At 72.3% G+C, this 23230-nt stretch carries 26 protein-coding genes; 14 read left to right on the top strand and 12 right to left on the bottom strand.

Features of this window, described 5'->3' with window-relative positions; translation table 11 throughout:
• Nucleotides 1–123 precede the first annotated feature (123 nt).
• A complete protein-coding gene (locus ACIGXJ_RS05120) occupies nucleotides 124–1386 on the top strand; it encodes a glycoside hydrolase family 26 protein (protein ID WP_399641714.1) in 1263 nt (420 codons plus the stop codon).
• Nucleotides 1387–1439: 53 nt separating this feature from the next.
• Here ACIGXJ_RS05120 and ACIGXJ_RS05115 read toward each other — a convergent pair whose 3' ends face one another.
• The 8 genes from ACIGXJ_RS05115 to ACIGXJ_RS05080 are packed head-to-tail and all read right to left on the bottom strand — an operon-like array spanning nucleotide 1440 to nucleotide 11003.
• Nucleotides 1440–2546 (bottom strand): GNAT family N-acetyltransferase, encoded by a 1107-nt coding sequence (locus tag ACIGXJ_RS05115; protein ID WP_399642145.1) that lies wholly within the window; start codon nucleotides 2544–2546, stop codon nucleotides 1440–1442.
• Between the two features lie 38 nt (nucleotides 2547–2584).
• The gene (locus tag ACIGXJ_RS05110; protein WP_399641712.1) at nucleotides 2585–3241 is read right to left on the bottom strand and encodes a lipopolysaccharide biosynthesis protein; all 657 of its coding nucleotides are present in this window, start codon (nucleotides 3239–3241) and stop codon (nucleotides 2585–2587) included.
• Complete coding sequence (locus ACIGXJ_RS05105) at nucleotides 3238–4389, bottom strand: glycosyltransferase (RefSeq protein ID WP_399641711.1); 1152 nt, start codon at nucleotides 4387–4389, stop codon at nucleotides 3238–3240. The genes ACIGXJ_RS05110 and ACIGXJ_RS05105 overlap by 4 nt, the downstream gene beginning before the upstream one ends.
• A complete protein-coding gene (locus tag ACIGXJ_RS05100; protein WP_399641710.1) occupies nucleotides 4386–5138 on the bottom strand; it encodes a polysaccharide deacetylase family protein in 753 nt (250 codons plus the stop codon). The genes ACIGXJ_RS05105 and ACIGXJ_RS05100 overlap by 4 nt, the downstream gene beginning before the upstream one ends.
• Nucleotides 5122–7050: a lipid II flippase MurJ gene (locus ACIGXJ_RS05095; protein ID WP_399641709.1), complete on the bottom strand. Its 1929-nt coding sequence runs from the start codon at nucleotides 7048–7050 to the stop codon at nucleotides 5122–5124. Before ACIGXJ_RS05095 ends, ACIGXJ_RS05100 begins: the two co-directional genes overlap by 17 nt.
• On the bottom strand, nucleotides 7047–8402 hold the full coding sequence (locus tag ACIGXJ_RS05090; protein ID WP_399641707.1) for an O-antigen ligase family protein: 1356 nt from the start codon (nucleotides 8400–8402) through the stop codon (nucleotides 7047–7049). The genes ACIGXJ_RS05095 and ACIGXJ_RS05090 overlap by 4 nt, the downstream gene beginning before the upstream one ends.
• 4 nt (nucleotides 8403–8406) lie before the next feature.
• Nucleotides 8407–9828 (bottom strand): sugar transferase, encoded by a 1422-nt coding sequence (locus tag ACIGXJ_RS05085; protein ID WP_399641705.1) that lies wholly within the window; start codon nucleotides 9826–9828, stop codon nucleotides 8407–8409.
• Entirely contained in the window at nucleotides 9825–11003 is a 1179-nt protein-coding gene (locus ACIGXJ_RS05080) for a glycosyltransferase (RefSeq protein ID WP_399641704.1), read from the bottom strand. Before ACIGXJ_RS05080 ends, ACIGXJ_RS05085 begins: the two co-directional genes overlap by 4 nt.
• Nucleotides 11004–11517: 514 nt before the next feature.
• Here ACIGXJ_RS05080 and ACIGXJ_RS05075 point away from each other — a divergent pair.
• The 8 genes from ACIGXJ_RS05075 (at nucleotide 11518) to ACIGXJ_RS05040 (ending at nucleotide 16953) form a co-directional block, all read left to right on the top strand.
• Nucleotides 11518–11757 (top strand): chaplin, encoded by a 240-nt coding sequence (locus tag ACIGXJ_RS05075; RefSeq protein ID WP_399641703.1) that lies wholly within the window; start codon nucleotides 11518–11520, stop codon nucleotides 11755–11757.
• A gap of 265 nt (nucleotides 11758–12022) precedes the next feature.
• On the top strand, nucleotides 12023–12841 hold the full coding sequence (locus tag ACIGXJ_RS05070; RefSeq protein ID WP_399641701.1) for a hypothetical protein: 819 nt from the start codon (nucleotides 12023–12025) through the stop codon (nucleotides 12839–12841).
• A 177-nt stretch (nucleotides 12842–13018) separates the two neighbouring features.
• Nucleotides 13019–13339, top strand: coding sequence for a hypothetical protein (locus ACIGXJ_RS05065; protein WP_399642144.1), 321 nt, complete (start codon nucleotides 13019–13021; stop codon nucleotides 13337–13339).
• Nucleotides 13340–13708: 369 nt separating this feature from the next.
• On the top strand, nucleotides 13709–14146 hold the full coding sequence (locus ACIGXJ_RS05060; protein ID WP_399642143.1) for a DUF5949 family protein: 438 nt from the start codon (nucleotides 13709–13711) through the stop codon (nucleotides 14144–14146).
• 26 nt (nucleotides 14147–14172) lie between these two features.
• Nucleotides 14173–14754: a vitamin K epoxide reductase family protein gene (locus ACIGXJ_RS05055; RefSeq protein WP_399642142.1), complete on the top strand. Its 582-nt coding sequence runs from the start codon at nucleotides 14173–14175 to the stop codon at nucleotides 14752–14754.
• Nucleotides 14755–14862: 108 nt separating this feature from the next.
• Nucleotides 14863–15378: a hypothetical protein gene (locus ACIGXJ_RS05050; RefSeq protein ID WP_399641699.1), complete on the top strand. Its 516-nt coding sequence runs from the start codon at nucleotides 14863–14865 to the stop codon at nucleotides 15376–15378.
• A 215-nt stretch (nucleotides 15379–15593) separates the two neighbouring features.
• Nucleotides 15594–16103, top strand: a complete 510-nt coding sequence (locus ACIGXJ_RS05045) for a tyrosinase family oxidase copper chaperone (RefSeq protein ID WP_399641697.1) — start codon at nucleotides 15594–15596, stop codon at nucleotides 16101–16103.
• A complete protein-coding gene (locus ACIGXJ_RS05040) occupies nucleotides 16087–16953 on the top strand; it encodes a tyrosinase family protein (protein ID WP_399641695.1) in 867 nt (288 codons plus the stop codon). Before ACIGXJ_RS05045 ends, ACIGXJ_RS05040 begins: the two co-directional genes overlap by 17 nt.
• A gap of 85 nt (nucleotides 16954–17038) precedes the next feature.
• On the opposite strand, the gene ACIGXJ_RS05035 is transcribed toward ACIGXJ_RS05040, so the two are convergent.
• Nucleotides 17039–17347 carry a chaplin gene (locus tag ACIGXJ_RS05035; protein ID WP_399641694.1) on the bottom strand — a complete coding sequence of 103 codons (309 nt, stop codon included), beginning with the start codon at nucleotides 17345–17347 and terminating at the stop codon, nucleotides 17039–17041.
• Nucleotides 17348–17601: 254 nt separating this feature from the next.
• On the opposite strand from ACIGXJ_RS05035, the gene ACIGXJ_RS05030 reads away from it, so the two are divergent.
• Nucleotides 17602–18198: a DUF2087 domain-containing protein gene (locus tag ACIGXJ_RS05030; RefSeq protein ID WP_399641692.1), complete on the top strand. Its 597-nt coding sequence runs from the start codon at nucleotides 17602–17604 to the stop codon at nucleotides 18196–18198.
• A gap of 645 nt (nucleotides 18199–18843) precedes the next feature.
• Here the strand turns inward: ACIGXJ_RS05030 and ACIGXJ_RS05025 are convergent.
• Nucleotides 18844–19602 (bottom strand): GntR family transcriptional regulator, encoded by a 759-nt coding sequence (locus tag ACIGXJ_RS05025; RefSeq protein WP_399641691.1) that lies wholly within the window; start codon nucleotides 19600–19602, stop codon nucleotides 18844–18846.
• A gap of 79 nt (nucleotides 19603–19681) precedes the next feature.
• Between ACIGXJ_RS05025 and ACIGXJ_RS05020 the strand changes: the two genes are divergently transcribed.
• The 4 genes from ACIGXJ_RS05020 (at nucleotide 19682) to ACIGXJ_RS05005 (ending at nucleotide 21745) form a co-directional block, all read left to right on the top strand.
• Nucleotides 19682–19960, top strand: a complete 279-nt coding sequence (locus tag ACIGXJ_RS05020) for a hypothetical protein (RefSeq protein ID WP_399641689.1) — start codon at nucleotides 19682–19684, stop codon at nucleotides 19958–19960.
• 523 nt (nucleotides 19961–20483) lie between these two features.
• A complete protein-coding gene (locus ACIGXJ_RS05015; RefSeq protein ID WP_399641687.1) occupies nucleotides 20484–20708 on the top strand; it encodes a hypothetical protein in 225 nt (74 codons plus the stop codon).
• A gap of 6 nt (nucleotides 20709–20714) precedes the next feature.
• A complete protein-coding gene (locus tag ACIGXJ_RS05010) occupies nucleotides 20715–21446 on the top strand; it encodes a GntR family transcriptional regulator (RefSeq protein ID WP_399641684.1) in 732 nt (243 codons plus the stop codon).
• The gene (locus ACIGXJ_RS05005) at nucleotides 21443–21745 is read left to right on the top strand and encodes a hypothetical protein (protein WP_399641683.1); all 303 of its coding nucleotides are present in this window, start codon (nucleotides 21443–21445) and stop codon (nucleotides 21743–21745) included. Before ACIGXJ_RS05010 ends, ACIGXJ_RS05005 begins: the two co-directional genes overlap by 4 nt.
• Before the next feature lie 325 nt (nucleotides 21746–22070).
• Here the strand turns inward: ACIGXJ_RS05005 and ACIGXJ_RS05000 are convergent, their stop codons facing one another.
• Together ACIGXJ_RS05000 and ACIGXJ_RS04995 are read right to left on the bottom strand one after the other, a co-directional pair.
• A complete protein-coding gene (locus ACIGXJ_RS05000; protein ID WP_399641681.1) occupies nucleotides 22071–22565 on the bottom strand; it encodes a hypothetical protein in 495 nt (164 codons plus the stop codon).
• Nucleotides 22565–23224 carry a hypothetical protein gene (locus ACIGXJ_RS04995; protein ID WP_399641680.1) on the bottom strand — a complete coding sequence of 220 codons (660 nt, stop codon included), beginning with the start codon at nucleotides 23222–23224 and terminating at the stop codon, nucleotides 22565–22567. The genes ACIGXJ_RS05000 and ACIGXJ_RS04995 overlap by 1 nt, the downstream gene beginning before the upstream one ends.
• Nucleotides 23225–23230: the final 6 nt, after the last annotated feature.

Raw genomic sequence — 23230 nt, 5'->3', positions numbered from 1 at the left:
CTCGGACGCCGTAACCGCACTCGCGTGCCGGCCGTTCATATGACTCAGTGTCAATAGCTCCTGACCGAAAAGGACGAGAGCACACGTCAGAAGAACAGCGCGAGAGTGGAGAAAGGAGCAGGCATGGCCCCACAGCAACGTTGGTCCCGGTCCCGGCGGCTGGCGCTCGTCGCGGCGACGGTCGCGGCGTCGGCCGCCCTGGCGTCCGGTCCCGGTTTCGCCGCGGGACTGGGAGTGGTGGCGGTCGGCGACCCTCCCGCTCCCGCGCCGATGCCCCCGGCGCCCGCGACGGCCGAGCCGCCCGTGTCTCCCGAGACGGCCCCGGCCCTGTCCCCCGAGCCGAAGAAACCCGCCTTCGGCGCCTACCTGGACTACGACGCGCGCGGCGTGGCGCGGATGGCCGAGTTCAGCGAGTGGCTGGGCGGCGCCGAGCTCCGCGTCGCGCACACCTACCTGCCCGGCGACCGCTGGAGCAACATCGAGGGGCTGCCGGGGTTCCTGGACGTGTGGGCCGACTGGCGCACCGAGAAGGCCGACCGGATGCTCGTCCTCAACGTGCCCATGCTGGAGCGCAACGAGGAGGGGTTGTCCGACGTCCAGGTGCGCGGTCTGCTGCGGCGCGGCGCGGCCGGGGAGTTCGATCATCACTTCCGGGCCCTGGCCGAGCGGCTGGTCGCGCTGGAGGTGCCGGACACGGTCCTGGTGCTCGGCTGGGAGATGAACGGCATCACCTACAGCCACCGCTGCGGCCCGGACCCGGAGTCGTGGAAGGCGTACTGGAACCGGATCGTCACCGCCATGCGTTCGGTGCCGGGGCAGAAGTTCAGGTTCGACTTCACGCCGAGCCGCGGCCGGGACGCCGTTCCCTGGACACAGTGCTATCCCGGTGACGACACCGTCGACATCGTCGGGATGGACGCCTACGACCAGCCGGAGGGCCTGTCGTTCGACGAGCAGGTGAACGAGCCCTACGGACTGCGGCACCACGTGGAGTTCGCGAAGGCGCACGGCAAGGCCATCTCGTATCCGGAGTGGGGGCTGTTCCGCAACGGGGACAACGCCGACTACATGCGGCGGATGCTCGCCTGGATGGACGAGCACGACGCGCTGTACAACACGCTGACCGACTACTGCCCGCACGGCGTGTGGCAGTGCTCGCACAATCCGCGGGCCTCGCAGGTCTACCGGGTGGCGCTGTCGGGCCGTGGGCAGACACCGGTGCCCGAGCCGAGCACCCCGGCACCCACCACCCCGGTCCCGGCCCAGCCCACGCAGCCCGCGCAGCCGCCGGTGAACTGCTCGCCGCTGGAGCTGGGCGACTGGGTCGAGCACTGGCTCGGCGGGAAGCTGTGCGCCAGGTTCGACTGGTGGTCACGGCTGGGCTGAGCCCACGCGACCCCCCCGGCGTCACCCCGGCGTCACCCCGGCGGCAGGCCCGGTCAGGACCTGCCGCCGCCGTCGCGTTCACGCCACCGCGTCAGCAGCTGCCCGGCCCGTCGCCGGGCCCCGGCCTGCGCGAGCGCGGCGCCCAGCAGCGGGGCGGTGCTGCCGCGGGCGAGCAGCAGCCGCTGGTTGACGACCGGGTCGGGCCGCCAGTGGAGTTTGTACGGTTCGCTGCCGCGCAGCATGCTCAACGTGCCGGGCCCGCTCGTCGGAAGGTGCGCGGCGCAGGCGTCGAGCAGCATCACCGCCACATCCGCCTTGCGCTCGCGCAGCAGCGGGTGGGCGCCGTAGAGGTAGCCGCCGGCCAGCCGCGGGGACGTCAGGGTGAGGTCGACCGCGACCACGTCGTCGTCGAGGTGGAACCGGGTGACCACCGCGTCCCCGGAGCGCACCATCGGGCCGGCCGCGCGGACCAGGTGCTCGGCGAACCGGGGCCGCAGATGCTCGCCGGTCACCCTGCGGCCCTGCCACTGCAGCCGGTGCAGGGCGAGCAGCCGCTGCAGGGCCCCGTCCACCTCGTCGGGGCGCACGATCTCGCGCCGGACGCCGAGCGTGCGCAGCTTGCGGAGCTTGGCGCGGGCCCGCTGCTGGGCCTTGGCGGAGGGCAGCCGGGCGACCAGCTCGTCCATCGGCAGCGCGGGCAGCTCCAGGCACACGGAGTCGCTCAGCCGGTGGCGCGGCCCGCTCCAGCGGTCGTAGATCCGCTCGGCTGCCGCACCCGGACGGACCTCGCGCAGGTCGATCAGCGCGGTACGGGCGGCCTCGGCGAGACTCCCGGTGAGCGCGGCGGCCGCGCCGTCGGCGTGCTCGTCGGCCAGCAGGACGTCGCCGTAGTCGGACACGGAGCCGCCCAGCGGCACCAGGGCCGGCAGGGGACGTCGTACGGCCGTCAGGGCCGCGGCGGCGGCGAGTTCGCCGTCGGCGTCGCGGACCAGGAAGAGCCGGAGCCGGCCCGGGCGGCCGTACGACAGCCACCACGAGTGCAGCCAGGCGTGGTTCTGGAACGGGGTCGCCGCCGAGCACCGCCGGTGGAGCCGGGCCCAGGCGGGGGCGAGGGCGGCGAAGACGGCGGGGTCGGTGACCAGTTCCGCGGTGTACGCCAGGGGCCGTCTGGTGCGTGCCGGGTGCGCGGTGCTGGTGGTCACAGCGCCCCGCGGGTGTCGGCGGCGACGGCCGGGGAGGGCAGGGACGCGGTGGGGCCCTCCGGGCGCTCGGTGCGGCGGGGGCGGACGAGCAGGAACATGCCGCCGAGGAGTCCGCCCGCGCTCGCGCCGACCAGGCCGGTGAGCGCCGGGGACGCCGAGGACGGCTCGGTGGGCTCGACGGCGCGGGCGAACTCCTCCAGTTCGACGTGGGTGGCGTCGGAGGTGTCGTTGGCGTGCCGGGTCAGCGCGCGGGAGACGGCGTTGGCCATGTCGGCGGCGAGGTCGGGCCGTGAGGAGGTGGCGGTGACCGCGACCATCGGCGCGTCCGGCGAGGTCGCCGTGCGCACACTGGACCTGAGGGTGCTCACCGGCACGCCCGCCCACACCTGGGCGTCGCCGAGCACCGCGAGCTGGGTGGCGACCCTGCCGTAGGCCTGCGCGAAACCGAGCGCGGCCGACGGGTCGGAGCTCTCGGCGGGGACGGCGACGACATAGCTGGTCGCGGTGTAGGCGGGGGTCTTCAGCGCCCCGTACGCGCCGCCCAGCACCCCGCCGGCCAGGACGCCGGCGGCGACCAGCGTCCAGGGCGGCAGGGCCTTGGCGCGGGCCAGCGGCCGGGCCGCGCGGTGCTGTGCGGAGGTCTTGTCGGTCATGCGGAGCTCACTCCTGGGGTGATCGGGACGTCGAGGGGACGGACCGCTGCCGCGTACACGTCCATGAGCCGGGCGGCGCTGCGGGTGATGCTGTAGTGGTGGGCCGCCTCCGGGGCGGTGCGGGACGCGGCCCCGGCCGCGCGGACCCCGGCGATCGCGTCGGCGAAGGCGTCCGGTCCGCCGGTCACGCGCCGGGCACCCGACGCGGCGCTCGCCGGCAGGTCCTCGACGGCGGGGCAGGAGGCGTACAGCACCGGCAGCCCGGCCGCGAGGGCCTCCACGATCGCCAGGCCGAAGGCCTCCTCGGGGGACGGCGAGGCCAGCAGGTCCATGGCGCAGGTCAGCGACGGCAGGTCGGGTCCGGGGGAGCCGTCGGGCAGGCAGGGGCGTTCGCCGGTGAACAGCACCCGGTCGGCGACACCCGCCTCGTGCGCGAGCCGGCGCAGCACGTTCTCCTCGGGGCCGCCGCCGACCAGCAGCAGCCAGTGGTCGCGGGGGAGCCGGGCCAGGGCGCGCACCAGGACGTCGAAGCGTTTGCCGGCGATGAGGCGGCCGACCCCGCCGACGACGTAGGCGTGTTCGGGCAGGCCGAGGCGCTGGCGGGTGCGGTGGCGCTGCAGCGGGTCGAAGCGGAAGCGGGTCAGGTCGATGCCGTTGGGGACGACCTCGATCCGGGGTTCGGGGACACCCCAGTGCCTGAGGCGGTCGGCGACCGTGGGGGAGACGGCGACGGTGGAGCGGCCCAGGCGTTCGGTTGCCAGGTACAGGGCGCGCACGCCCCGGGTGAGGGGGCGGCCCTCCATCTGGGAGTCGCCCAGCGAGTGCTCGGTGGCGACGATCCCGCGCACCCCGGCGAGACGCGCGGCGAGACGGCCGTAGACGCAGGCGCGGTAGAGGTGGGTGTGGACGAGGTCGTAGCCGCCGGAGCGGATGAGCCGGACCAGGCGGGGCAGGGCCGCGACGTCGCGGTTGCCTCTCATGCCGAGGTGGGTGACCCGCACCCCGTCGGCGGTCAGCCCGTCGGCGACCGCGCCCGGGTTGGTGAGGGTCACCACGTCGCAGTCGGCCGGCAGATGCCGCAGCAGCAGCCGCAGTTGCTGTTCCGCCCCGCCCACACCGAGCCCGGTGATCACATGCAGCGCTTTCATCGGGTGTCCTCCACCGGACGGCGGCGCAGCCGGTGCAGCCGCTGCTTGAGATACAGGCGTACGGCGGTGTCGCGCTGCCCGATGTGCACCCGGGGCAGCGCCAGCGGGCCGGTGAGGGGGCCCGGGTCGATCGCGCAGGCGTAGGCGTACCCGGCCGCGGCGACGGCGGTGACGGCACGGCTGTCGACGGCGCCGTACGGGTAGCAGAACCCGCTGACCGGAGCACCGGTCAGCTCCGCGAGCAGTGCTCTGCTCTCGCCGACCTCGGTTTCCAGCTCGGGGTCGGAGGCCCGGGTCAGGTCGATGTGGGTGAGGCCGTGCGACCCGATCTCCACGCCCTCGGCGGCGGCCCGCCGGATGCCGTCGGCGGTCAGCAACGGCTTGCGCGGGCCCAGCGGGTCCCAGGCGTTGTCGCCGCCGAGCCGGCCCGGCAGCACGAACAGGGTGGCGTTGCAGCGGTGGCGGCGCAGCACCGGCAGGGCGGCCGTGACGAAGTCGGCGTATCCGTCGTCGAAGGTCAGTCCCACCAGGCCGGCGCTCTCGCCGCGGGCGCGGGCGGTCAGCAGGTCGGTGATGGAGACGCCGGTCAGTCCGCGGCGGCGCAGCCAGGCCAGCTGTCCGTCGAGGCGTTCGGGAGTGACCGTGATGCGGTACGGGTCGTCCGAGCAGTCGGCGACGGAGTGGTACATCGCCACCCAGGGGATCGAGGTACCGGGGGGTCGTCTGTCGGTGTCAACGGTTGCGGCCATGCGCGTGCCTTCGGGTCGCGGGCGATACGGATCGGAGTGCGGGTGCGATGCCCTGGGCGCCGAGCGCCCAGCCAGCCAGGACGAAGACGACGGTGACGGTGGCACCACCCACGGCGAGGCCGGGCAGCGGCTGCGGGAAACGGGCCGCGGCGAACACCCCGGCCGCGCCCGCGACGAGCGCCGCGCCCAGCGGGCGGGACAGTTCGCGCAGCACCGGGCGGACCCGGATGGGGACGCTGCGGGTGCGCATCCCGGCCAGCAGCAGGACGGCGGTGGCGCTGATGCCCGCGGCGTTGGCGGCGGTGATGCCGAGCACCCCCCACGGGCCCACCGTCAGGGCGCCGATCCAGGAGGTGGCGAGGACCCCGACGGCCATCGCGCCGACCGGGTACCAGCTGGGGCGGGCGGCGGAGAAGTACGAGCGCACCAGGACGCCGACCAGGGTGTGGCCGAGCAGCCCGACCGCGTACACCCGCATCACCCCGGCGGTGGCCTCGGTGTCACTCGCGGTGAACTCGCCGCGCTGGAACAGCAGTTCCACGATCTGCGGGGCGCAGGCGACCACCGTCGCGGCGCCGAGCAGCACCACCCAGGCGGCCAGCGCCAGGTCGCGCTCCACCCGGTCGCGGGCCCGCTCGGTGTCGCCGTCGGCCAGGGCGCGGGCGACGACCGGGAAGGTGACCGTGCACAGCATCAGCGACAGCACCATCGGCATCTGCGCCACCTTCTGGGCGTAGTTGAGGTGCGAGATGGCGCCGGAGGGCAGCTGGGAGCCGAGGAAGCGCTCGATGAGGACCTGGGACTGACGGCACAGCGCGAACAGCAGCACGGTCGCGATCAGGGCCAGCCCGACCGGCCGCTCCCGCGCCGGCCGCTCACCGAGTTCACGAGGGCTCCTCCGCCGCAATTCCTTCAACAGTGACGGCAGTTGGACGGCCAGCATCAGACAGCCGCCCACCGCCACGCCCATCGCCGCCGAACGCACGCCCCAGCGCCCGCCGAGCAGGAACATCCCGCCGACGATGCCGATGTTGTACGCCACGTAGATCGCGGCCGGCGCCAGGAACCGCCGGTGGGCGCGCAGGGCCGCGCTGCAGTACCCGGCGAGCCCGAAGCTGAGCACGCTGGTGGCGGTCAGGCGGGTGCAGTCGACCGCGAGGCCCGGGTCGGGCAGTCCGGGGGCGAGGGCCCGGACCAGATACGGGGCGGCCAGCATGATCAGCCCGCCGGCCGCCACGAAGGCGAGCGCCAGCCGGGGCAGGGTGCCCGCCACCAGCGCCCGCACCGGGTCGCCGGGGCCGCCCCGGGCCCGCCGGGCCAGCGCCACGCTGAAGGCAGGCACCAGCGCGAACGCCAGGCCGTCCTCGATCAGCAGGGTCGCCGCGAACTCCGGCACGGTCCAGGCCACCAGGAAGGCGTCCGTGTCGCTGCCCGCCCCGAACAGCCGGGCCAGCGCCTGGTCCCGGACCAGGCCCAGCAGGGCTCCGGCGACCGACAGGGACGCGGTGACGAGGGCGGCCCGGGCGAGGAAGCGCCGCGAGGCGGCGGGGAGTTCGGGGGGACGCTTCCCGGTGGCGTCGGTGGCGTCGGTGCCGTTGGTGCCGTTGGTGCCGTTGGTGTGTTCGGTGTGTTCGGTGTGTTCGGTGTGCGCGGTGTGCGCGGTGTGGGCGGTGTGGTGCGTTCCGCGGGTGTGCGGGGCGGGGCGGGCAGGGGGGTGTGAGGGCTGCGCGCTGTGCCGGGTCCCGTCCGGGGGCGAGGTCGGGGCGCACGGCGGTGCGCACGCCTCCTGCGGCCAGGGCGCGGGCACGGCCGGCCGGGGGACCGCCGAGTCGTCGGACCGCTGGGCTGGTCGGGCCGGTGGGACGCTCGCCGTGCCCTCGGTCCGGGGCGGCTGGGAAGGTGTCACCGTCATCGCGCGGCACCCTCGGTGTGGAGCGCACGGGACGGGGCCGTGCCCAGCGTCTCCCGACCCCGCGTCTGCCCCCCGCCGGCCAGCGCCCACCAGCCCGCCAGGCCGAGGACCACCGCGGTCACGACCGTCGAGGGCCCGCCGATGTCGGCGTACACGAAGTCGGTGAGCTGCCAGATCAGCAGGCCGCAGGAGACCAGCGCGCAGTCCCGGGCCGCCCCCGTGCGGCGCGCGCGCCACAGCCCGGCCAGGGCGCACACCAGCAGGGCCAGCCAACTGCCCGCGAGGGCCAGCAGACCGACGAGGCCCTGCTCGGAGAGGACCAGCAAGTACATGTTGTGCGGGGACAGCAGGGGCTGCCTGCGGAACCCGGCGCCCGCGCCGTCGGTGTCGCTGCCGGAGGACAGCGCGAGCGAGGAGTGGGTGTCGCGGTACTCGGGGAACCCCTTCAGACCGACGCCGGTCAGCGGGTGCTCGCGCCACATGCCGGCGGCGGCCGCCCACATGCTGTACCGGTCGGTGACGGACTGGTCCGGCGCGTCGGTGACCTGGGTGATGCTGGCGATGCGTTCCTCCAGCATGGCCGTGCCGGTGCCGAGCCCGCCGACCAGCAGCACCCCGGCGGCGAGCACGACCGCGCCCGCCGTGAGCGCCCTGCGCATCCCGGCCAGGCACAGCTGGGCCGCGCACGTCACCGCCGTGGCGATCCAGGCGCCGCGGCTGAAGGACAGCGCCAGCGGCACCAGCAGCGCGAGCGCGCAGGCCACGGCGAGGGCCCGCTGCCGCAGCGGGGCGCGGCCGAGGGCGAGGCCGACCGCGCAGACGAGGCCGAAGGACACGACGGTCGCCATGCCCATCACGTCCTGAGCGCCGAAGGTCCCCACGGCCCGGATCGGCTCGCCCTGGTAGGAGGCGCCGGTCGCGGTGACGTACTGGTGGACGCCGACCGCGCCCTCCCACCCGGCGAGACCGACGAACGCCCAGGCCAGCAGCCGGAAGTCGGCCCGGTCGCGGATCAGCAGCACGACCGCGGCCGGCACCAGCACGAACACCTGGAGATAGCGCCCGAGGCCGGTCAGCCCGGCCCCGGGCGAGGACGCGCCGACGGCGGCCAGGGCCAGCCCCACCACCGGCAGGGCCAGCACCACCGCGGCCGTACGGCTCAGCGGACGCCGCCGATGTCGCAGCAGGCGGACCGCGCACCAGCCGACCACCAGCGCCGACAGCGCGTCGGCCGGCCCCGCCCCGCCCTCCCCGCCGGACGTCAGGGGCAGGCCGAGCAGGGCGACCACGGCCACCACCGGCCACACCGGCGACGGCGAACGACGGGGCGCCCGCGGCAGGGCGAGGGTCATCGGGTCAGCTCCCCGTCGGACGCACGAGCGTGGCCGCGGTGCGCAGCAGGATGCAGATGTCCTGCCACAGCGACCAGTTGTCGATGTAGGCGTTGTCGAAGCGCGCCCGGTCCTCGATGGAGGTGTCGCCGCGCAGCCCGTTGATCTGGGCGAGTCCGGTGATGCCGGTGCGCATGCGGTGGCGGGCCGCGTAGCCGGGGTAGGTCTGGCTGAACTGTCCGACGAAGTAGGGGCGTTCGGGACGGGGGCCGACCAGGCTCATGTCGCCGCGGAAGACGTTCCACAGCTGGAGCAGCTCGTCGAGGGAGGTGCGGCGCAGGAAGCGGCAGAACCACGGCATGTCCCGCTGGTTCGCCACGCTCCAGCGGGTCGCCGACTCGTGGGCGTCGACGGGGCGGTGGGTGCGGAACTTCAGCAGCGTGAAGGGGCGCCCGTCCTTGCCGATGCGCTCCTGGCGGAACACCACGCCCGGCCCGCCGGTGAGCCGCAGCACCGCGGCAAACACCAGCAGCAGCGGGCTCACCGCGAGCAGCAGCGCCCCGGACACCACCACGTCCAGCGCCCGCTTGCCCGTGCTGCCGCGCTGCCCCGAGCCGAGCCGCAGCGGCCTGCAGGAGAATCCGGCGAGCAGCTCGCGGGTCTCGTAGGAGGGCGAGGCGGCGTCCAACTCCCACACCGAGCAACCCGATTCGGCGAGCGCCCGCAACAGCGGGGCCTGCCGCGCCCGCGCCGACGGGTGCACGACCAGCACATCCCGTACGGCGTTCTGGATGAGGGCGCGCTGCACCTCGGCGCCGGTGGTGAGGACGGGCAGCCCGCCGGTGCCGTCGGGCCGGTCGGCGACGATCCCGACCGGCCGCACCCCGCACCGCGGGTGGCGCAGTACGGCGGCGGCGACCCGCTGCGCGGTGTCCGCGGGGCCGACGACGAGCGCGGCACGCGGGCGGTGCAGCAGGGCCGCGCGGCGCTCCCAGTGCACGAGCGCGCGTCCGGCGCAGCCCGCCACCGCCTGGGTGGCGATGCCGAGGGCCAGGGTGCGGGCCGGCAGCGCGGCCTGCGGGGAGTACGCCGCGACGAGCGCCCCGAGGCCGAGCCAGACGACGGTGACACGGCCGCACAGGGAGGGCAGTTCGTCGAGGACGCCGTCGACGCGCCGGGGCGGGTGCGGGTGCCGCAGCAGCATGGTCGCGGCGATCAGCAACGCGACCATGACCGGGCGGCGTTCGGTGAGCGCGAGGGCGCCCACGCCCGCGGCCGAGGCGTCGGCGAGCAGCAGCGGCAGGGACGTGCGGGGGCGGGCCGGGGGCCTGCGGGCGGGGAAGTGGAACCCGGTGGTGCGGCCGCGCGGCGGCAGCACCGACAGGGCGTGGAATCCGTGGTCCCGCGGCTGGGCGCCGGGCGAGGGGACGGTGCTTTCCGCGGTCACGAGTGGATGGACTCCCTGTACTCGGTGGGCGCGACACGCGCCGCGGTCCGGACGCCGCCGAGCAGTTCGCGGTACAGGTCCCATACCGCCGCGGAGGTGTGCCGGACGTCGTGTGCGGCGAGGACGTGCCGGTGCCCCTGGTGGCCGAGCGACTCCCGCAGCGGCGGGTCGCGCAGCAGGTCGACGAGGGTTTCGGCGAGCGCCGCCGGGTCGCCGGGAGGCACCAGGCAGCGGGGCGCGAGCCCGGGCGGCAGGCTCTCGCGGGCGCCGTCCACGTCCGTCAGGACCACCGGCCGCGCGCACGCCATCGCCTCCAGCGGCGCCAGCGCCATGCCCTCCCAGCGCGAGGGCAGCACCACCAGATCGGCCGCCCGGTACCAGGGCGCCGGGTCGGCCACGTCCCCGGTGAACAGCACCGACTCCGGTGCGGAGGACGCCAGTTGCTCCCGGTCGGGGCCGTCCCCGACCAGCACGAGCCGGGCGTCCGGCACCCGCCGTACGACCGTGCGCCACGCGTCGAGCAGCACGTCCTGCCCCTTCTGCGGACACAGCCGGCCCACGCACACCACGAGCGGTGCGGCGGGCCCGACGTCCGGCAGCAGGGCGGCCCGTACGGTGTCCGCGGCGGCCGGGTGGAAGACCCGCGGGTCGACGCCGTTCGGTACGACGCTCCACCGCGCGGTGATCCCGGCGCGCACGCCCCGCTCCCGCTCGGCCTCGCTGACGCACACCGTGCGATGGGCCCAACGCGCCCCGAACCGCTCCCACTTGAGGGCGAGCGCGGCGGTGGTGCCGCCGACCGCCTCGAACGACCAGGCGTGCGGCTGGAACACCGTCGCGATCCGCCCGCGCACCGCCAGCCGCCCCGCGAGACCCGCCTTCGCGCTGTGCGCGTGCACCAGTTCGGGCCGTACGTCCCCGATCAGCCGGCCGAGCGCGCGCACCTCACCGGCCAGCGCGGGCCCGGGCGAACGGGTCGCGTCCCACGCCCGCACCCGCGCACCGGCCTCGCGCAGTACGGCGGTCAGCGCACCGTCCGGACAGGCCACGGTGACCCGCGCGCCCGAGTCGCACTGGGCGCGGACCAGTTGGGCGACCACCCGGGCGACCCCGCCGTCGACGGGCTGCGTGACGTGGAGGACCCGCAACGGAGGGTCGGTTGCTGACTGGTGCATGCGCGGGCTTCCTCGCTCACGGGTGACGCTGGGAACGTGCGGGAACGCGCATCACTGCTGGGTGTCGACGCCGGCGAAGTGCGCGCCGGCCCACGCCGCGTCCCGTGAGGAAACGAGCCGGAAGGGCGGCTGGTCACCCCCTCTGCCCAGAGCTCCGCGCCGTTCGAACGCCGCCGAGGCGTCGTCGCGCGTGTGCGCGTACGCCGGTACACGCGCCCCCGACGTGCCGACCAGGGACGACTGTGGACCGAGCAGCAACGAACAGAAGGGAGTGCGCATGACGGCGATGCCCTTTCGTGCGATTTGCTGGCTATAGACGTGCTCCGGGAGATCCGCAACTCTAGCCGCTATCCGTATTAATCCGCCGAAAGCGGTCATGTGTGTCGCAATGGTGGCGCCGGGTCTTCGGCGGGATCACCCCATTGGCGGCACAACCCCCCGGCGCGTCGCGCGTTTTCACAGCGCCGGGCATCCCCGCCCGGATGTTTGCGTCAACCCCAAGGAGCACCTCTCCATGTCGCGTATCGCGAAGGGCCTGGTCCTGACCTCCGCCGCTGTCGCGGCCGTCGCCGGCGGTGCCGGTGTCGCCTCCGCCGACGCCGGCGCGAACGGCGTCGCCGCCCACTCCCCGGGCGTGCTGTCGGGCAACGCCGTCCAGGTTCCGATCCACGTGCCGGTGAACGTCTGCGGCAACACCGTCGACATCATCGGCCTGCTGAACCCGGCCTTCGGCAACACCTGCGTCAACGACTGAGTCACGACGCGTTCCCGCGCGACCGGCCGTCCTCCGCTTCCCGGAGGGCGGCCGGTTCGTCGTGCTGCGCCGAACGGGCAGTGCGGGCGGGCGGCCGGGGTCCCGCTCCGGCACTCCTGTGACCAGCGGTGACGCTCTATCGGGCGGTGAGAGTGCGTAACGAATGTGACCGATGCCACAACGTTGAGTGTTCGTCCGGTTGCAGCAGGTGACCGCCACTCGCACGGTTGATCCAAGGCCCGACGCACCATCGAAAGGAACCCCCATGCGTGGTCTGCCCGTACGGCGTCTCGCGTTCACCGCCCTGTGCGCCACCCTCGTCCTCGGAATCGCCGGCCCCGCCGCGGTGGCGGCCGACAGCGGCTCCGCCCAGGACCGCACCCAGGCGGCGTCCCGAGCGCCCGTCGCCGGCGCGGACGCGCTCCTCGCCCAGGCCGAGAGCCTGAGCGGACTCGGCTCCGCCGTCACCCCCGTCACCGACCTCGTCACGAAAACCCTGCGGGCGGACAACGGCCGGCTCGCCGCCGACCAGGCCAAGCAGCTCGCCGACGCCGCGAAGAAGGCCCTCGACGACCTCGCGGCCGCGGCTCCGGCCGAGCCGTCGAAGCCGGCCGTGCCTGTGGTGCCTGCCGTGCCTGCGGTGCCTGCGGTGCCTGCGGTGCCGGCCGTGCCTGACAAGACCTCGGCCGCCGACGCCACGGACGACCTGCTCACCAACCTGCAGGGCCTGATCGACACCCTGGTCCAGAACGTGACCTCCGGTGTGACCTCCGGTGAGGCCGACGGCGTGGTCCCGGCGGCCACCGGGTTGGTGACCGGGCTGGTGGACCTGCTCACCTCGGCGCTGCTGGGCGGTGATCTGGCGGCGCCGACCCTGCCGGAGGCGGAGCTGCCGGAGCTGCCGGAGCTGCCGGCCCTGTCGGTGGCCGCACCCGCGGTGCCTGAGCTTCCTGAGGTGCCCGCGGTGGCTGAGGTCCCTGCGGTGCCTGAGGTCCCCGCGGTACCGGCGGCGCCGGTTCTGCCCGAGGCGCCCGCCGTGCCCGCGGCGCCTGCCGCTGTGGTGCCGCCGCTGCCCGGCGTCTGACGCCGCGCCGGCCGGACGGCCGTTGCCACCGGTTTCCGACCAGGGCCCGGCGGCAACGGCTGTCGCGTATCCCGGACGAGGGACGGGCGATGCAGAAATTCTTCTGCGTACGGGGTTTCCGGCCCGCGGGGTAAGTCGTTGTGCACGGCGTCGGAATTCCCCATGGAAAGGACCATGATGAAGTCCCTGAAGGCTGCCGCTGTCGTCGCCGGTTCCCTGGCCCTCGCCGGTGCCACCGCCCCCGCGTTCGCCCAGAGCCCCGCCGACCTCACGCCCACCAGCCTCACCGGCGCCGTGAACACCCTCACCAGCGCCGACGGCGCCGTGAACCACATCACCAGCGGCAACCTCAAGGCCGCCGACGTGATGCCGCTGCAGCACCAGTCGGACGCGCTCAACACCGAGAACAAGGACTCCGTGCTCAACACCGTCAAGGGCGCGACCACCGCGCTGAACTCCAGCGGCGGCCTGCTCGGTGGCCTTCCGCTGCAGAGCTGAGCGCCTCCTTTCCCGCTCTTTTCGGGCGCGTCGCGCTTTTCGAAAGCGGCGCCGCATTCGGCAGAGCCGATCGAGCCGATCGAGCCGATTCCGTCGAGCCGATCGAGCCGATTCCGTCGAGCCGATCGAGCCGATTCCGTCGAGCCGATTCGGTCGGGCTGATTCGGGCGGGCTGGTTCCGTCGGGCTGATTCGGTCCGGCTGATTCCGCGTTCGAGGCGCGTCCCTCGTTCGTGTGGAGCACCCGGAAAGCGTCCCCCGGGCGGGTGAGAACCCGCCCGGCGGCCTTCCGCCCCGCCGATAAGGTCGCGCGGTGACCACAAGCCCCAGCGCACCCGTCCGTCCCGCCGACCTCGGCACCCTCGTCGTGATGGCCTGGAGCGGCGAGGCCCCCGACGGCGGCGACATGCCCTATCTGCTCGCCTACCCCCTCGGTGACGGCCCCGGCGGTCCGGAGGCGACCAGCGCCGCCGTCGCCCAGATGCTCGCCGACAACGACCTGCCCGTCGGCGGCGACCTGGTCGACGGCAACGCCAAGCCCAGCCTGCCGGTCAGCCTGCTCGTGGAGGCCGGCCAGGCCGTCCTCAACCTGCCGCCGCTGAACGCCCAGTGCCCCGCACCCGCGGAGTGGCTCGCCGCCGTCGCCGAACGCGGCTACGCGTACCTGGTGTTCACCACCCGCCCCTGGCCCGAGGCCGAGCCCGGCAAGCCCGTGGAGCCCGAGGCGCTCGCCGCGTTCGCCGGTGCCGACGAGACGCTGACCGCCGCCGCGCACGTCGTCCTGCCCGCACGCACCCTGCGCGCCTGACCGGCGTGAGCGCCGCCACCGCGGGAATGCGGGCGGAAGGCACCGGCCGGGCCTTCGCCCTGCTGCTGGTGCTCACGGGAGCGGCCGGGCTGCTGGCGTCCTGGGTCATCACCATCGACGAGTTCAAGCTCCTGGAGGACCCGGACTTCACGCCCGGCTGCAGTCTGAACCCGGTGGTGTCCTGCGGCAGCGTCATGGAGAGCGACCAGGCCGAGGCGTTCGGGTTCCCCAACCCGATGCTCGGCCTGGCCGCCTACGCCGTCGTGATCTGCGTCGGCATGAGCCTGCTGGCCGGTGCCGCCTTCCCCCGCTGGTACTGGCTGACGTTCCTGGCCGGCTGTCTGTTCGGGGTCGGTTTCGTCTCCTGGCTGCAGTTCGAGTCGCTGTACCGGATCAACGCCCTGTGCCTGTGGTGCTGCCTGGCGTGGGTCGCCACCGTCGTGCTGTTCTGGTACGTCCTCTCCCTCACCGTCCGCCGGGGCCTGCTGCCCGCGCCCGGCTGGGCGAGGACGTTCCTCGACGAGTTCCCGTGGGTGCCGCCGGTGCTGCATCTGGGGGTGATCGGCATGCTCGTGCTGACGCGTTGGTGGGACTTCTGGACAAGCTGACTCTCCTACTACTGCGGCAGACGGGGGAATTGTGCGCGCTCGACGCGTACGGAGTCGTTACGAGGTACGGACGTTGAGAAGCCGACCCCGGAAAGGCCCGTACCTGACATGAAGCCGACCACCCGAGGAACCCTCGCCGCCGTGCTCACCGGTGTCGCGGCTGCCGTCGGAGCCGCCGCGACCCCCGCCGCAGCGGCCGGCACGGTCCCCGTCCCCGTGCCGCTGGAGGGCGTCGAGCAGTCCCTGGGCATGGAGCTGCCCGAGCTCGGTGGAGAGGTGCCCGTGCCGATGCCGGGCGACCCCGCGGGCCCGCGGTACGTCGAGGGCCGTCTGCTGCCCGAGCGTGCAGTCCCGCAGCTGCCGGTCAGCGGCGGCCTGCCCGGCCTCGGCCTGCGCACCCCGGTGCCGCACGTCCTCGGCGACGACTTCGACCACGTCGCCCTCGGCGCCCCCGCGTCCGACCTGCGCACCCTCGCCCCCGGCCTGACCCTGGACGCCCCCCTCACCCCGCCCAACCCCGACGCCTTCGGCCTGCCCGACCTCAAGCTGCCCGAGGCCGGCGTCCTCACGCCGGTCCTGCAGACCGTGCCGGAAGCCGAGCTGGGGGCCGGCGGGGGCCTGTAGCGCTCGGGGGCGGGCCGTACGAGCGGAAGTGACCGCGGCCGTACGGCCGTAGAACCGTGGCCGGTGCGTGAGCGCGGGGCCCGGGCGGCAGGTGGCGTCCGGGCCCCGCGGCGTTTCTGGGGTGTTCCTCATATGGACGTACCGACGGTGACCGGCTGGGCCGATCGGCGGTTACCGGTACGGAGTTTTGGAGCCAACCGGACGAGGAGAGCGCGATGGCCGTAGATGTCGGCGGAGTGGCGGTCGGGGCCGAGCAGGGACCCGGGAGACCGCCGGGGCCGGCCGGACCGGCACCGGTGAGCGGGACCCGGCGGGACGTGATGCGAGGCCTGCTCGCCTCGGCGGGCGCCCTGGCGCTGGCGCCGGTGGTGGCGGCCTCCCGGCCCGTGCAGCGGGAGCGGCCGGACGACGGGCGGCCGGGCGACGACGCCTTCGAGGAGATGTACCAGGGCCACCACATCCGCGGCGTCAAGAACCTGCCGGGCCGCACCTTCGGCGAGGGCGAGTGGCATGTCACCGTCGACGGCCGTCCGCTGCATCTGATGCGCCGCGCCGACGGCACCTGGCTGACCATGGTCGACCACTACGCCTCCTACGCCACCCCGCTGGAGGCCGCCCGCGCCGCGGTCGACGAGCTCGGCCCGGCACAGAAACTGCGCGAGGAGGCCGGGCGGCACGTACGGGAACACACGCATCAGGGGGGACACGATGGCGTACGTCCGTAAGGACGTCAGCACCCTGACGAGCGCCGAGCGACGCCGGTTCGTCAGGGCGATGCTGGAGATCAAACGACGCGGTGAGTACGACGAGTTCGTGCGGACGCACATCGAGTACTACGTCTCCGACGGCGAGGGCGGCCTGCGTACGGCCCACATGGCGCCCTCGTTCCTGCCCTGGCACCGCAAGTTCCTGATGGAGCTGGAGAAGGCGCTGCGCCGGGTCGACTCGTCGGTGACACTGCCTTACTGGGACTGGACGCGTGACCGTACGACGTCCTCGGTGCCGTGGACGTCCGACCTGCTCGGCGGCAACGGCCGCAGCTGGGACCGGCAGGTGACCACGGGCCCGTTCGCCTACCGGACGGGCAACTGGACCCTCAAGGAGGGCGTGACCGACGGGGAGTTCCTCACCCGGGACCTGGGCCGCCGCCGCGACCCGATCGCCCTGCCGACCAGGAGCGACCTGGAGTGGGCGCTGAGCGACCCGGTGTACGACGTCTCGCCCTGGAACTCGACCTCCGCCCGGGGCTTCCGCAACAAGCTGGAGGGCTGGGGGAGCGGCAGCGGCAGCGCGGCCTGGCGCAACCACAACCGGGTGCACCGCTGGGTCGGCGGGGCGATGGTGGGCGGCGCCTCCGTCAACGACCCGGTGTTCTGGCTGCACCACGCCTTCATCGACCTGTGCTGGCAGCGGTGGCAGCGGCGGCACAGCGCGCACCGCTATCTGCCCGCGCGGCCGCCGGCGTCCGGCGACAGCCAACGCGGTCGGATCGTGGCGCGCTACGAGCGGCTGCCGCCGTGGGACGTGACCCCCGATCAGCTGGAGGACGTCAGCCGGGTGTACAGGTACGGCTGAGCCCTGTCGGCGGCCCGCGCCCCGCGGACAAGGCAGAGCCCCGGCGCTCGGAGTGCCGGGGCTCTTGGCCGTGCGGGGCGTACGGTCAGTTGCCGTAGCCGTAACCGCCGTGGTCGCCGCTCTTGTCGTCATCGTCGTCGTGGTGGCCGTTGCCGTCGACGTTGGCGCAGGTGTTGCCGAACGCGGGGTTCAGCAGGCCGATGACGTTGACGGTGTTGCCGCACACGTTGACCGGAATGTGGACGGGGACCTGGACGAGGTTGCCCGACAGCACGCCGGGCGAGCCGACAGCCGCGCCGTGGGCGCCCGCGTCCGCCAGCGCCAGGCCGGCCCCGCCGAGGACCACGGCACCCGTGCCGAGAGCGACTCCGGCAGCCTTCGCGATGCGAGACATCACGTACTCCTTCTGACTCGATGCACACGACAGCGTGACTCGCCGCCGCACTTCCCGTTCAACGCGGGTGGTGTGGGCGGGTCACGGCACGGACGGACGGATCACTCGTTTTGAAGCAGGTCGGACGTAGGGGAACGGCTGAACGAAACGAATGAACGAAACGAATGAACGAAACGAAAGAAGGAGACGCATGAAGGAAACGCATGAAGGAAATTGGCTCTGTTCGGGAAGGGCAGCTCCACTAGCCTCACGGGATGGAGACGACGAACAGACAGCCGGCACGGCGGCCGACACGACAGCCGGCACAGGAGCGATCCGCGGCGCGGCTGATCGGGCTGTGGGCGGAGGAGAGCCGGGTACGGGCCTTCGCGGCGGTGGCACTCGGCGCGGCCGGCCCCGCTGAGGTGGCCGAGCGGGCCGGACTGACCCCCAAGGCGACGGCCGCCGCGCTGCTGAGGCTGCGTGAGCAGGGCGCGGTGACCGCCGACGAGGACGGCACCCTGCGCGTCGGCTACGACCTCTTCCGCGAGCTGGCCCGCGCCGGACGCCCCGAGCCGGCGGCCGACGCCCCCGCCACCGGCGACGAGCGCACCGACATGGTCCTCCGCACCTTCGTCCGCGACGGCCGCCTCCTGCGCCTGCCGGCCCAGTGGACCCGCAAGCAGCTCGTCCTGCGCTGCATCGCCGACCAGACCTTCGTCCCGGACGTCGACTACCCCGAGCGCGTCGTGAACGACAAGCTCCGCGCCTGGTGCGAGGACGGCGACGTCGACCATGTGACCCTCCGGCGATATCTGGTCGACCTTCAGCACCTGACCCGGAGCGGGGGCGTGTACAGGCGCTTGGCCTGAGCCGCACTCGGTGTCCCTCAGGTGTCCCTCAGGTGTCCCTCAGACGGTGTCGATCTGCCAAGCGATCACGCCGGAAGATCCTTTGACGCCATCGACGTCGATGCGCACCGGCAGCTGGTGGACGGTGATCCGCTGCTGCACCACCGACCGATCGCGTCCGGGCAGGCCCGCTGCGGCGGCTGATCAGACGGGCAGCCGACGGCCCCGAGTCTGCTCTCGATCGCCGTGAGGGCCTCCGGGGCTGACGTGTGTCGATCCTCGCGAGCCTGGCCAGCAAAAATGCCCTCCCAAAGGGAGGGCGGAAGCTTGCGCCCCCGGCAGGACTCGAACCTGCGGCCAAGCGCTTAGAAGAGACTGGGCGAGATCACCAACGAGCCCCCTGTGTCCTCGTGTTATCCGGGCCACGGCCGCGGTTGGGCGACGCCTTCGACACGCATTCGACCAGGGCGGGTGACGCCTGTCGGCTGAAGGCGCCCGCCCCGGGTATCCGCCTGTACATGCTTGCTCTGACGGCTTACCGCTCGTACCACGCCGCAACGACGGTGTGGGCGTTCGTGATCGCGATCCTCATCGTGGTGGCGGCGGCTTGGTACGTCCAACGCCGGAGGTGACCGACAGTTCCCGATCGGCCTGGCGCAGCAACTGCTACGAACCGTTGATCGGGATCTCGTAGACGATCTCGCACTGGGCGGCGGGCACGACGATGTCCGCCGTCTCGACCGGACGCCCCTCGTCGCTGTAGTACGTCCGCCGGATGTGCGTGACGAGCGCTGACTTCTGGATGCCCAGGAGCGAGGCCTCCTCGGCGGTCGCGTGCCGGGGCTCAGGCTGTTCGACGGCATGGCTGACGGTGATGCCGATTGCGGCCATACGGTTCACGACTCCGGCACCGGCGTGCGGCCCGCCTTCCGGGAGGACCACGAGTGTGCCGGCGGTGAGGTCGTACGGCTCCCAACTCGTGGAGAGCTGCAGAGGCCTGCCATCGGCGAGGAACTCGTAAGTCGTGCGGACGCACAGGTCGCCCTCGGCGATCCCGAGCCGTACCGCGATGTCGGCAGGCGCCGGGACCTTGGCGTCGGTCCGGCTCTCCCAGTCCCCTTGCTTGCCCAAGGCCTTCATGTCCGCCCGGAACGGCGACCCGTCGGGATGCTCGCGCGCGGACGACCGGACCATGCGTACCCGCTGCCGGGGCTCGGCGACGTAGGTGCCCGAGCCGGCGCGGCCCTCCAACACGCCCTGCGAGATCAGCAGTTCCTGAGCCCGGCGGACGACGTTCTCGCCGACCCCGCACTCCTGGCCGATCTGGGCGCGGGACGGCAGGCGATCCCCGGGCTCCCATACGCGCTCCGCGATTCGCCGCCGGAGTTCGTCGGCGACGCGGAGATAGGGCGGCTGCTCAGGCATATGGAAAATCTAGTCCACTAGCTCTAATCTAGTTAACTAGCTTCACTGAAAGTGATCGCCGGTTGACGGAGGCTGCCCTGTGCCCGCTTCGGGAGTTAGCGCGGCGGCCATCGCTGCCCGGCTGTCCGACGTCGGGCTTGCCGCGCGCGTGGAGGAGCACGACCGGTACACGACGGTCGAGGTGGAGCTGCCGGAGTCACTCCCGGCCGACTTATGGCGGGAGGTCCTGGAGGCGGTGGCGGAAGCCGACCGTTTCGGGCTCCTGGCCACCAGCCTGAACGGCCGCACCCTTTGGGCGGTCGTCAACAAAGCGGTCCCAACGACGGGCGATGTCGGGGGACCGAGCCATCAGCGATAGGAGCTGAGCAGCGTGTTCAACCGTATCCGCCGTGCCGCCTTGCTCACCAGGGCGCGGTACTTTCCGAGAGGCAGGCATCGCCGCTCCTTAATGCCTCCTGTGCTGCCGACCGTTCGAGCCGCTCACGCCGGTGCTGACGCGTCGCCGGCCGTCCTGAGGCAGGCTTCCGTGGGCGGGAATCATCGGCACTCGCTCCCTGGCGAGGACGTCGCGCTCGTCCGCCCGTACGTGTTGGCCTGGGAGAAGCGCGCACGTACGCGCCCTGTGGTCATTGCTCCTCATTTACCGGCTGAGGCCTGGTCGACCCTTGCGAGGGCCCACTGATGTCTCATCGCCGACAGCCCTACATCGCGGCAGCCTCGACAGCCCCCTACAGATCGACGGCATGCCGGATCGGCACACACTCCACCTGCTCAGAGTCCACTCCTGCCTCGGCGCCGACCGAACTCCCGGTGGTCTATGAGGTGTGCGACTGCGCATGCCACTCAGCGTCCGACTGGCCCACGACCGGGGAGGTGAAGCAGTGATCGAACGAGCCCCTCACGGCGCACTGGTCCACAACATCGAGGTCACGGCGACCACCGTGCAGCGCGGCGACATCATCCAACTCGGCGGCAAGGCCCACCGAGTGATGGATCTCTTTCAACTCTCTCAGGGGGCTAAGCAACTCCTCTTCGAGTCGGGCGAGCTGCTGACCATAAACACGCGAACGAGGCTCGACGCCGTGCGCATGCTGAGACGGCGGTGACCGGCCGTGTCTCCTCGACATCACGACATCGCCAACGACCTCCGGCAGCAGATCACAAACGGCCACATCCAGCCCGGCGAACGCCTCCCATCCGAGACAGCCCTCGCCGACCGCTACAAGGTCAGCACAGTGACCCTGCGGCGTGCCCTCGTAGTCCTCCAGGGAGAGGGCCTCGTCGAGAAGATCCACGGGAAGGGCAACTTCGCTCGCCGCCCACTTCGGAAGATCGTGTACGTCGGCGGCTGGGGGACGCTGGACCCATGGACGACCGCTGAAGCGGCCCTACGCGTCACCGTCCACAGCACCACGCTTCAGGCACACGGACACCTGACGACGCTGCTGAAGGTGCCTATGGGCAGCCCTCTCGCCGAACTCCGCTGCGTCGCCTACGCGGGAGATTCCCCCCACGGCCTGGCACGCATCTACACCCCGCGCGACCTGGCGCCGGCCGGAGTGCTCGACGATGAGTCATCACGCCGGGAAGCAGCAGGGAGATTCGCATTCCTCGGCCCGCCGTCGGCGGCTGTCCAGGAGACGGCATGCGCCCGCCCACCGACACCGGACGAAGCATCGACCCTCCGTACGCACTCAGCCGCGCCAGTCCTCGCGATCACCCGTGTGGCGACCGACTCCACCGGGCGAGTGGTTGAGGCCGCGCTTCTGGTGTTCCCGGGAGACCGGGTCGAAGCGGTCTTCACCACCCACCACCTGCCGGACGAGAGGCAGACACAACCATGACGGCACCAAATGACCTACGCCTCCTCCCATGGTCGGGACCGGAGGGCAAGCCCTGCTACCTGAGCACCGACGACAGGGACGGCTTCATGTCCCGCCTGGCGGACAACATCGAGGCGGTACAGCTCGGAGCAGCAGCGGAACTGCTGGAGCATGCCTCGGAGACCCTCGACGACCAGGACACAGGCCCGGAAGACCTGCGCCGGCTGGCGAAAGAGCTGACCGGGGCTCTCGGTGCCGTGCTCCGTGTGGCAACCAGCCGCGGTCTCCTCCTGGCGGTGAGCGAGCCTCATCGTCCCTGACAGTTCAGTTGCGTTCGGCGACGATTGGCGACATACGCACGATCCACTCCGCCGGGGAGAGAAGCCCGGGCGAGATCCCAGGGCCGCTCTCCCCGTTTGTCATGCCGGTCCCGACCAGCCAACTGTGCGCGCACCGAAAAGGACGGTGTACAGCATTGGCTTCGGATATCCCTGATGCCGTCGCTGTCGTTGGCTTCTGATCGGTAGCTCTGTAGAGAACGGTCAACAGAGGCCGTGGGTGGCGGCTGTATAGCCCTTGACGGCGGCGGTCGTGGTCGTTTGCTGAGCTTGTCGTACTACAGCGTTCTACGCACTAGTGCTTCGATCAGACGGTGTCGATCTGCCAGGCGATTACACCTGAAGATCCTTTTGTGCCCTCGACATCGATGTGTATCGGCAGCTTGTGCGCAGTAATCCGTTGCTGCACCACCGACCGATCGCACGGCACCTCGGCCTTCAGCCCGGTGCTCGCCGGTGTAAATGTCAATTGCGCGTTGCCGCTTCCGACGCAGACCAGGTTGAGCTTGTAAGCCTTGCCGTGGCTCAGACTGGGCTCGGTGTGGATGCCGTCGGCCACGCGCTCCGCGCCGGCCTCGACCATCGTCCCGCTGTGAACGGCGGCGAGGGCCGCCTGTGCCTGATCGGTGAGCTTCTTCTCCTGCGCCTTGTTCGGGGCCTGTGATGCGCTCGCTGTGGGCGGTGAAGACGGTGTTTTGGCGGCATCGCCGTCACCATTTCCGGCGGTGCACGAGACCAGCAGCAATGCCGACGCTGCCATAGCGCATCCGACGAGCCAGCCCCTCGGGCTCACGTTCGTCATCAGGAGGTTTCCCAATACTTCCAACCGGTTGCGGACGTGGGCAATGTCGCTGATCCGTGGCCGATCTCGACGGTACTGCAGTTGCTGCCGCTGCTGGAACGCCACTTCTTCCAGGTCAGCTTGTAGCCCCACGAACCGTACCGCAGGTGGCCGTACTTGTTCGGCTTGATGTCGTGTGAGTAGGTGTGACCGACCGCGACAGTCACGCTGGCAGCAATCTTGACGCTGACCGTGACCTTGGCCTTCGCGATGATCGCCCCGGCCGACCACTCACCGGTGCCCGAGACTTCGCCGGTAATGGTGCCACTCTTGGTCACAGACACGGTCATGGAGCCGCCAGGGCCGTCCATGTACTCAGTGCCGTTCCACCAGGATGGAACGTGGACTTTCTTCTTCGACGTGATTGTGTACCACGTCTCCGGCCTGTCACACATGGTCGCCGTCTTCTCACCGAGCGGCTGATCGTCGGTGTCTTCCCAGCCTTGTCTGTCGTTGATGTCCGTCGTTTGGTCGGCAGATATTGCCATGCTGTCCGGCGCTGTGCTGTCAGGCGCCGTACCGTCCGACTGGGTCTCGTCAGCGACGGCAGTACCCGCAGTCGCTAAGCAGAGAAGCATTACAGTCGCGGCGCCGGTCACGCGCCGTGAGCTGATGCCCATGTGACA

The sequence above is a fragment of the Streptomyces sp. NPDC053367 genome, from assembly GCF_044545925.1.
Taxonomy (GTDB): Bacteria; Actinomycetota; Actinomycetes; order Streptomycetales; family Streptomycetaceae; genus Streptomyces.
Note: the sequence above shows the minus strand (reverse complement) of the source record. Positions and strands in the feature narration are given on the sequence as shown.

What these genes read in the sequence shown, in the direction of transcription:
- ACIGXJ_RS05040 (WP_399641695.1), top strand. Translation starts at nt 16,087, where the DNA reads ATGGCGTACGTCCGTAAGGACGTCAGCACCCTGACGAGCGCCGAGCGA.
- ACIGXJ_RS05120 (WP_399641714.1), top strand. Translation starts at nt 124, where the DNA reads ATGGCCCCACAGCAACGTTGGTCCCGGTCCCGGCGGCTGGCGCTCGTC.
- ACIGXJ_RS05110 (WP_399641712.1), bottom strand. Translation starts at nt 3,241, where the DNA reads ATGACCGACAAGACCTCCGCACAGCACCGCGCGGCCCGGCCGCTGGCC.
- ACIGXJ_RS05030 (WP_399641692.1), top strand. Translation starts at nt 17,602, where the DNA reads ATGGAGACGACGAACAGACAGCCGGCACGGCGGCCGACACGACAGCCG.
- ACIGXJ_RS05065 (WP_399642144.1), top strand. Translation starts at nt 13,019, where the DNA reads ATGAAGTCCCTGAAGGCTGCCGCTGTCGTCGCCGGTTCCCTGGCCCTC.
- ACIGXJ_RS05035 (WP_399641694.1), bottom strand. Translation starts at nt 17,347, where the DNA reads ATGTCTCGCATCGCGAAGGCTGCCGGAGTCGCTCTCGGCACGGGTGCC.
- ACIGXJ_RS05045 (WP_399641697.1), top strand. Translation starts at nt 15,594, where the DNA reads ATGGCCGTAGATGTCGGCGGAGTGGCGGTCGGGGCCGAGCAGGGACCC.
- ACIGXJ_RS04995 (WP_399641680.1), bottom strand. Translation starts at nt 23,224, where the DNA reads ATGGGCATCAGCTCACGGCGCGTGACCGGCGCCGCGACTGTAATGCTT.
- ACIGXJ_RS05100 (WP_399641710.1), bottom strand. Translation starts at nt 5,138, where the DNA reads ATGGCCGCAACCGTTGACACCGACAGACGACCCCCCGGTACCTCGATC.
- ACIGXJ_RS05060 (WP_399642143.1), top strand. Translation starts at nt 13,709, where the DNA reads ATGGCCTGGAGCGGCGAGGCCCCCGACGGCGGCGACATGCCCTATCTG.
- ACIGXJ_RS05105 (WP_399641711.1), bottom strand. Translation starts at nt 4,389, where the DNA reads ATGAAAGCGCTGCATGTGATCACCGGGCTCGGTGTGGGCGGGGCGGAA.
- ACIGXJ_RS05080 (WP_399641704.1), bottom strand. Translation starts at nt 11,003, where the DNA reads ATGCACCAGTCAGCAACCGACCCTCCGTTGCGGGTCCTCCACGTCACG.
- ACIGXJ_RS05055 (WP_399642142.1), top strand. Translation starts at nt 14,173, where the DNA reads ATGCGGGCGGAAGGCACCGGCCGGGCCTTCGCCCTGCTGCTGGTGCTC.
- ACIGXJ_RS05090 (WP_399641707.1), bottom strand. Translation starts at nt 8,402, where the DNA reads ATGACCCTCGCCCTGCCGCGGGCGCCCCGTCGTTCGCCGTCGCCGGTG.
- ACIGXJ_RS05070 (WP_399641701.1), top strand. Translation starts at nt 12,023, where the DNA reads ATGCGTGGTCTGCCCGTACGGCGTCTCGCGTTCACCGCCCTGTGCGCC.
- ACIGXJ_RS05025 (WP_399641691.1), bottom strand. Translation starts at nt 19,602, where the DNA reads ATGCCTGAGCAGCCGCCCTATCTCCGCGTCGCCGACGAACTCCGGCGG.
- ACIGXJ_RS05000 (WP_399641681.1), bottom strand. Translation starts at nt 22,565, where the DNA reads ATGACGAACGTGAGCCCGAGGGGCTGGCTCGTCGGATGCGCTATGGCA.
- ACIGXJ_RS05050 (WP_399641699.1), top strand. Translation starts at nt 14,863, where the DNA reads ATGAAGCCGACCACCCGAGGAACCCTCGCCGCCGTGCTCACCGGTGTC.
- ACIGXJ_RS05075 (WP_399641703.1), top strand. Translation starts at nt 11,518, where the DNA reads ATGTCGCGTATCGCGAAGGGCCTGGTCCTGACCTCCGCCGCTGTCGCG.
- ACIGXJ_RS05005 (WP_399641683.1), top strand. Translation starts at nt 21,443, where the DNA reads ATGACGGCACCAAATGACCTACGCCTCCTCCCATGGTCGGGACCGGAG.
- ACIGXJ_RS05095 (WP_399641709.1), bottom strand. Translation starts at nt 7,050, where the DNA reads ATGACGGTGACACCTTCCCAGCCGCCCCGGACCGAGGGCACGGCGAGC.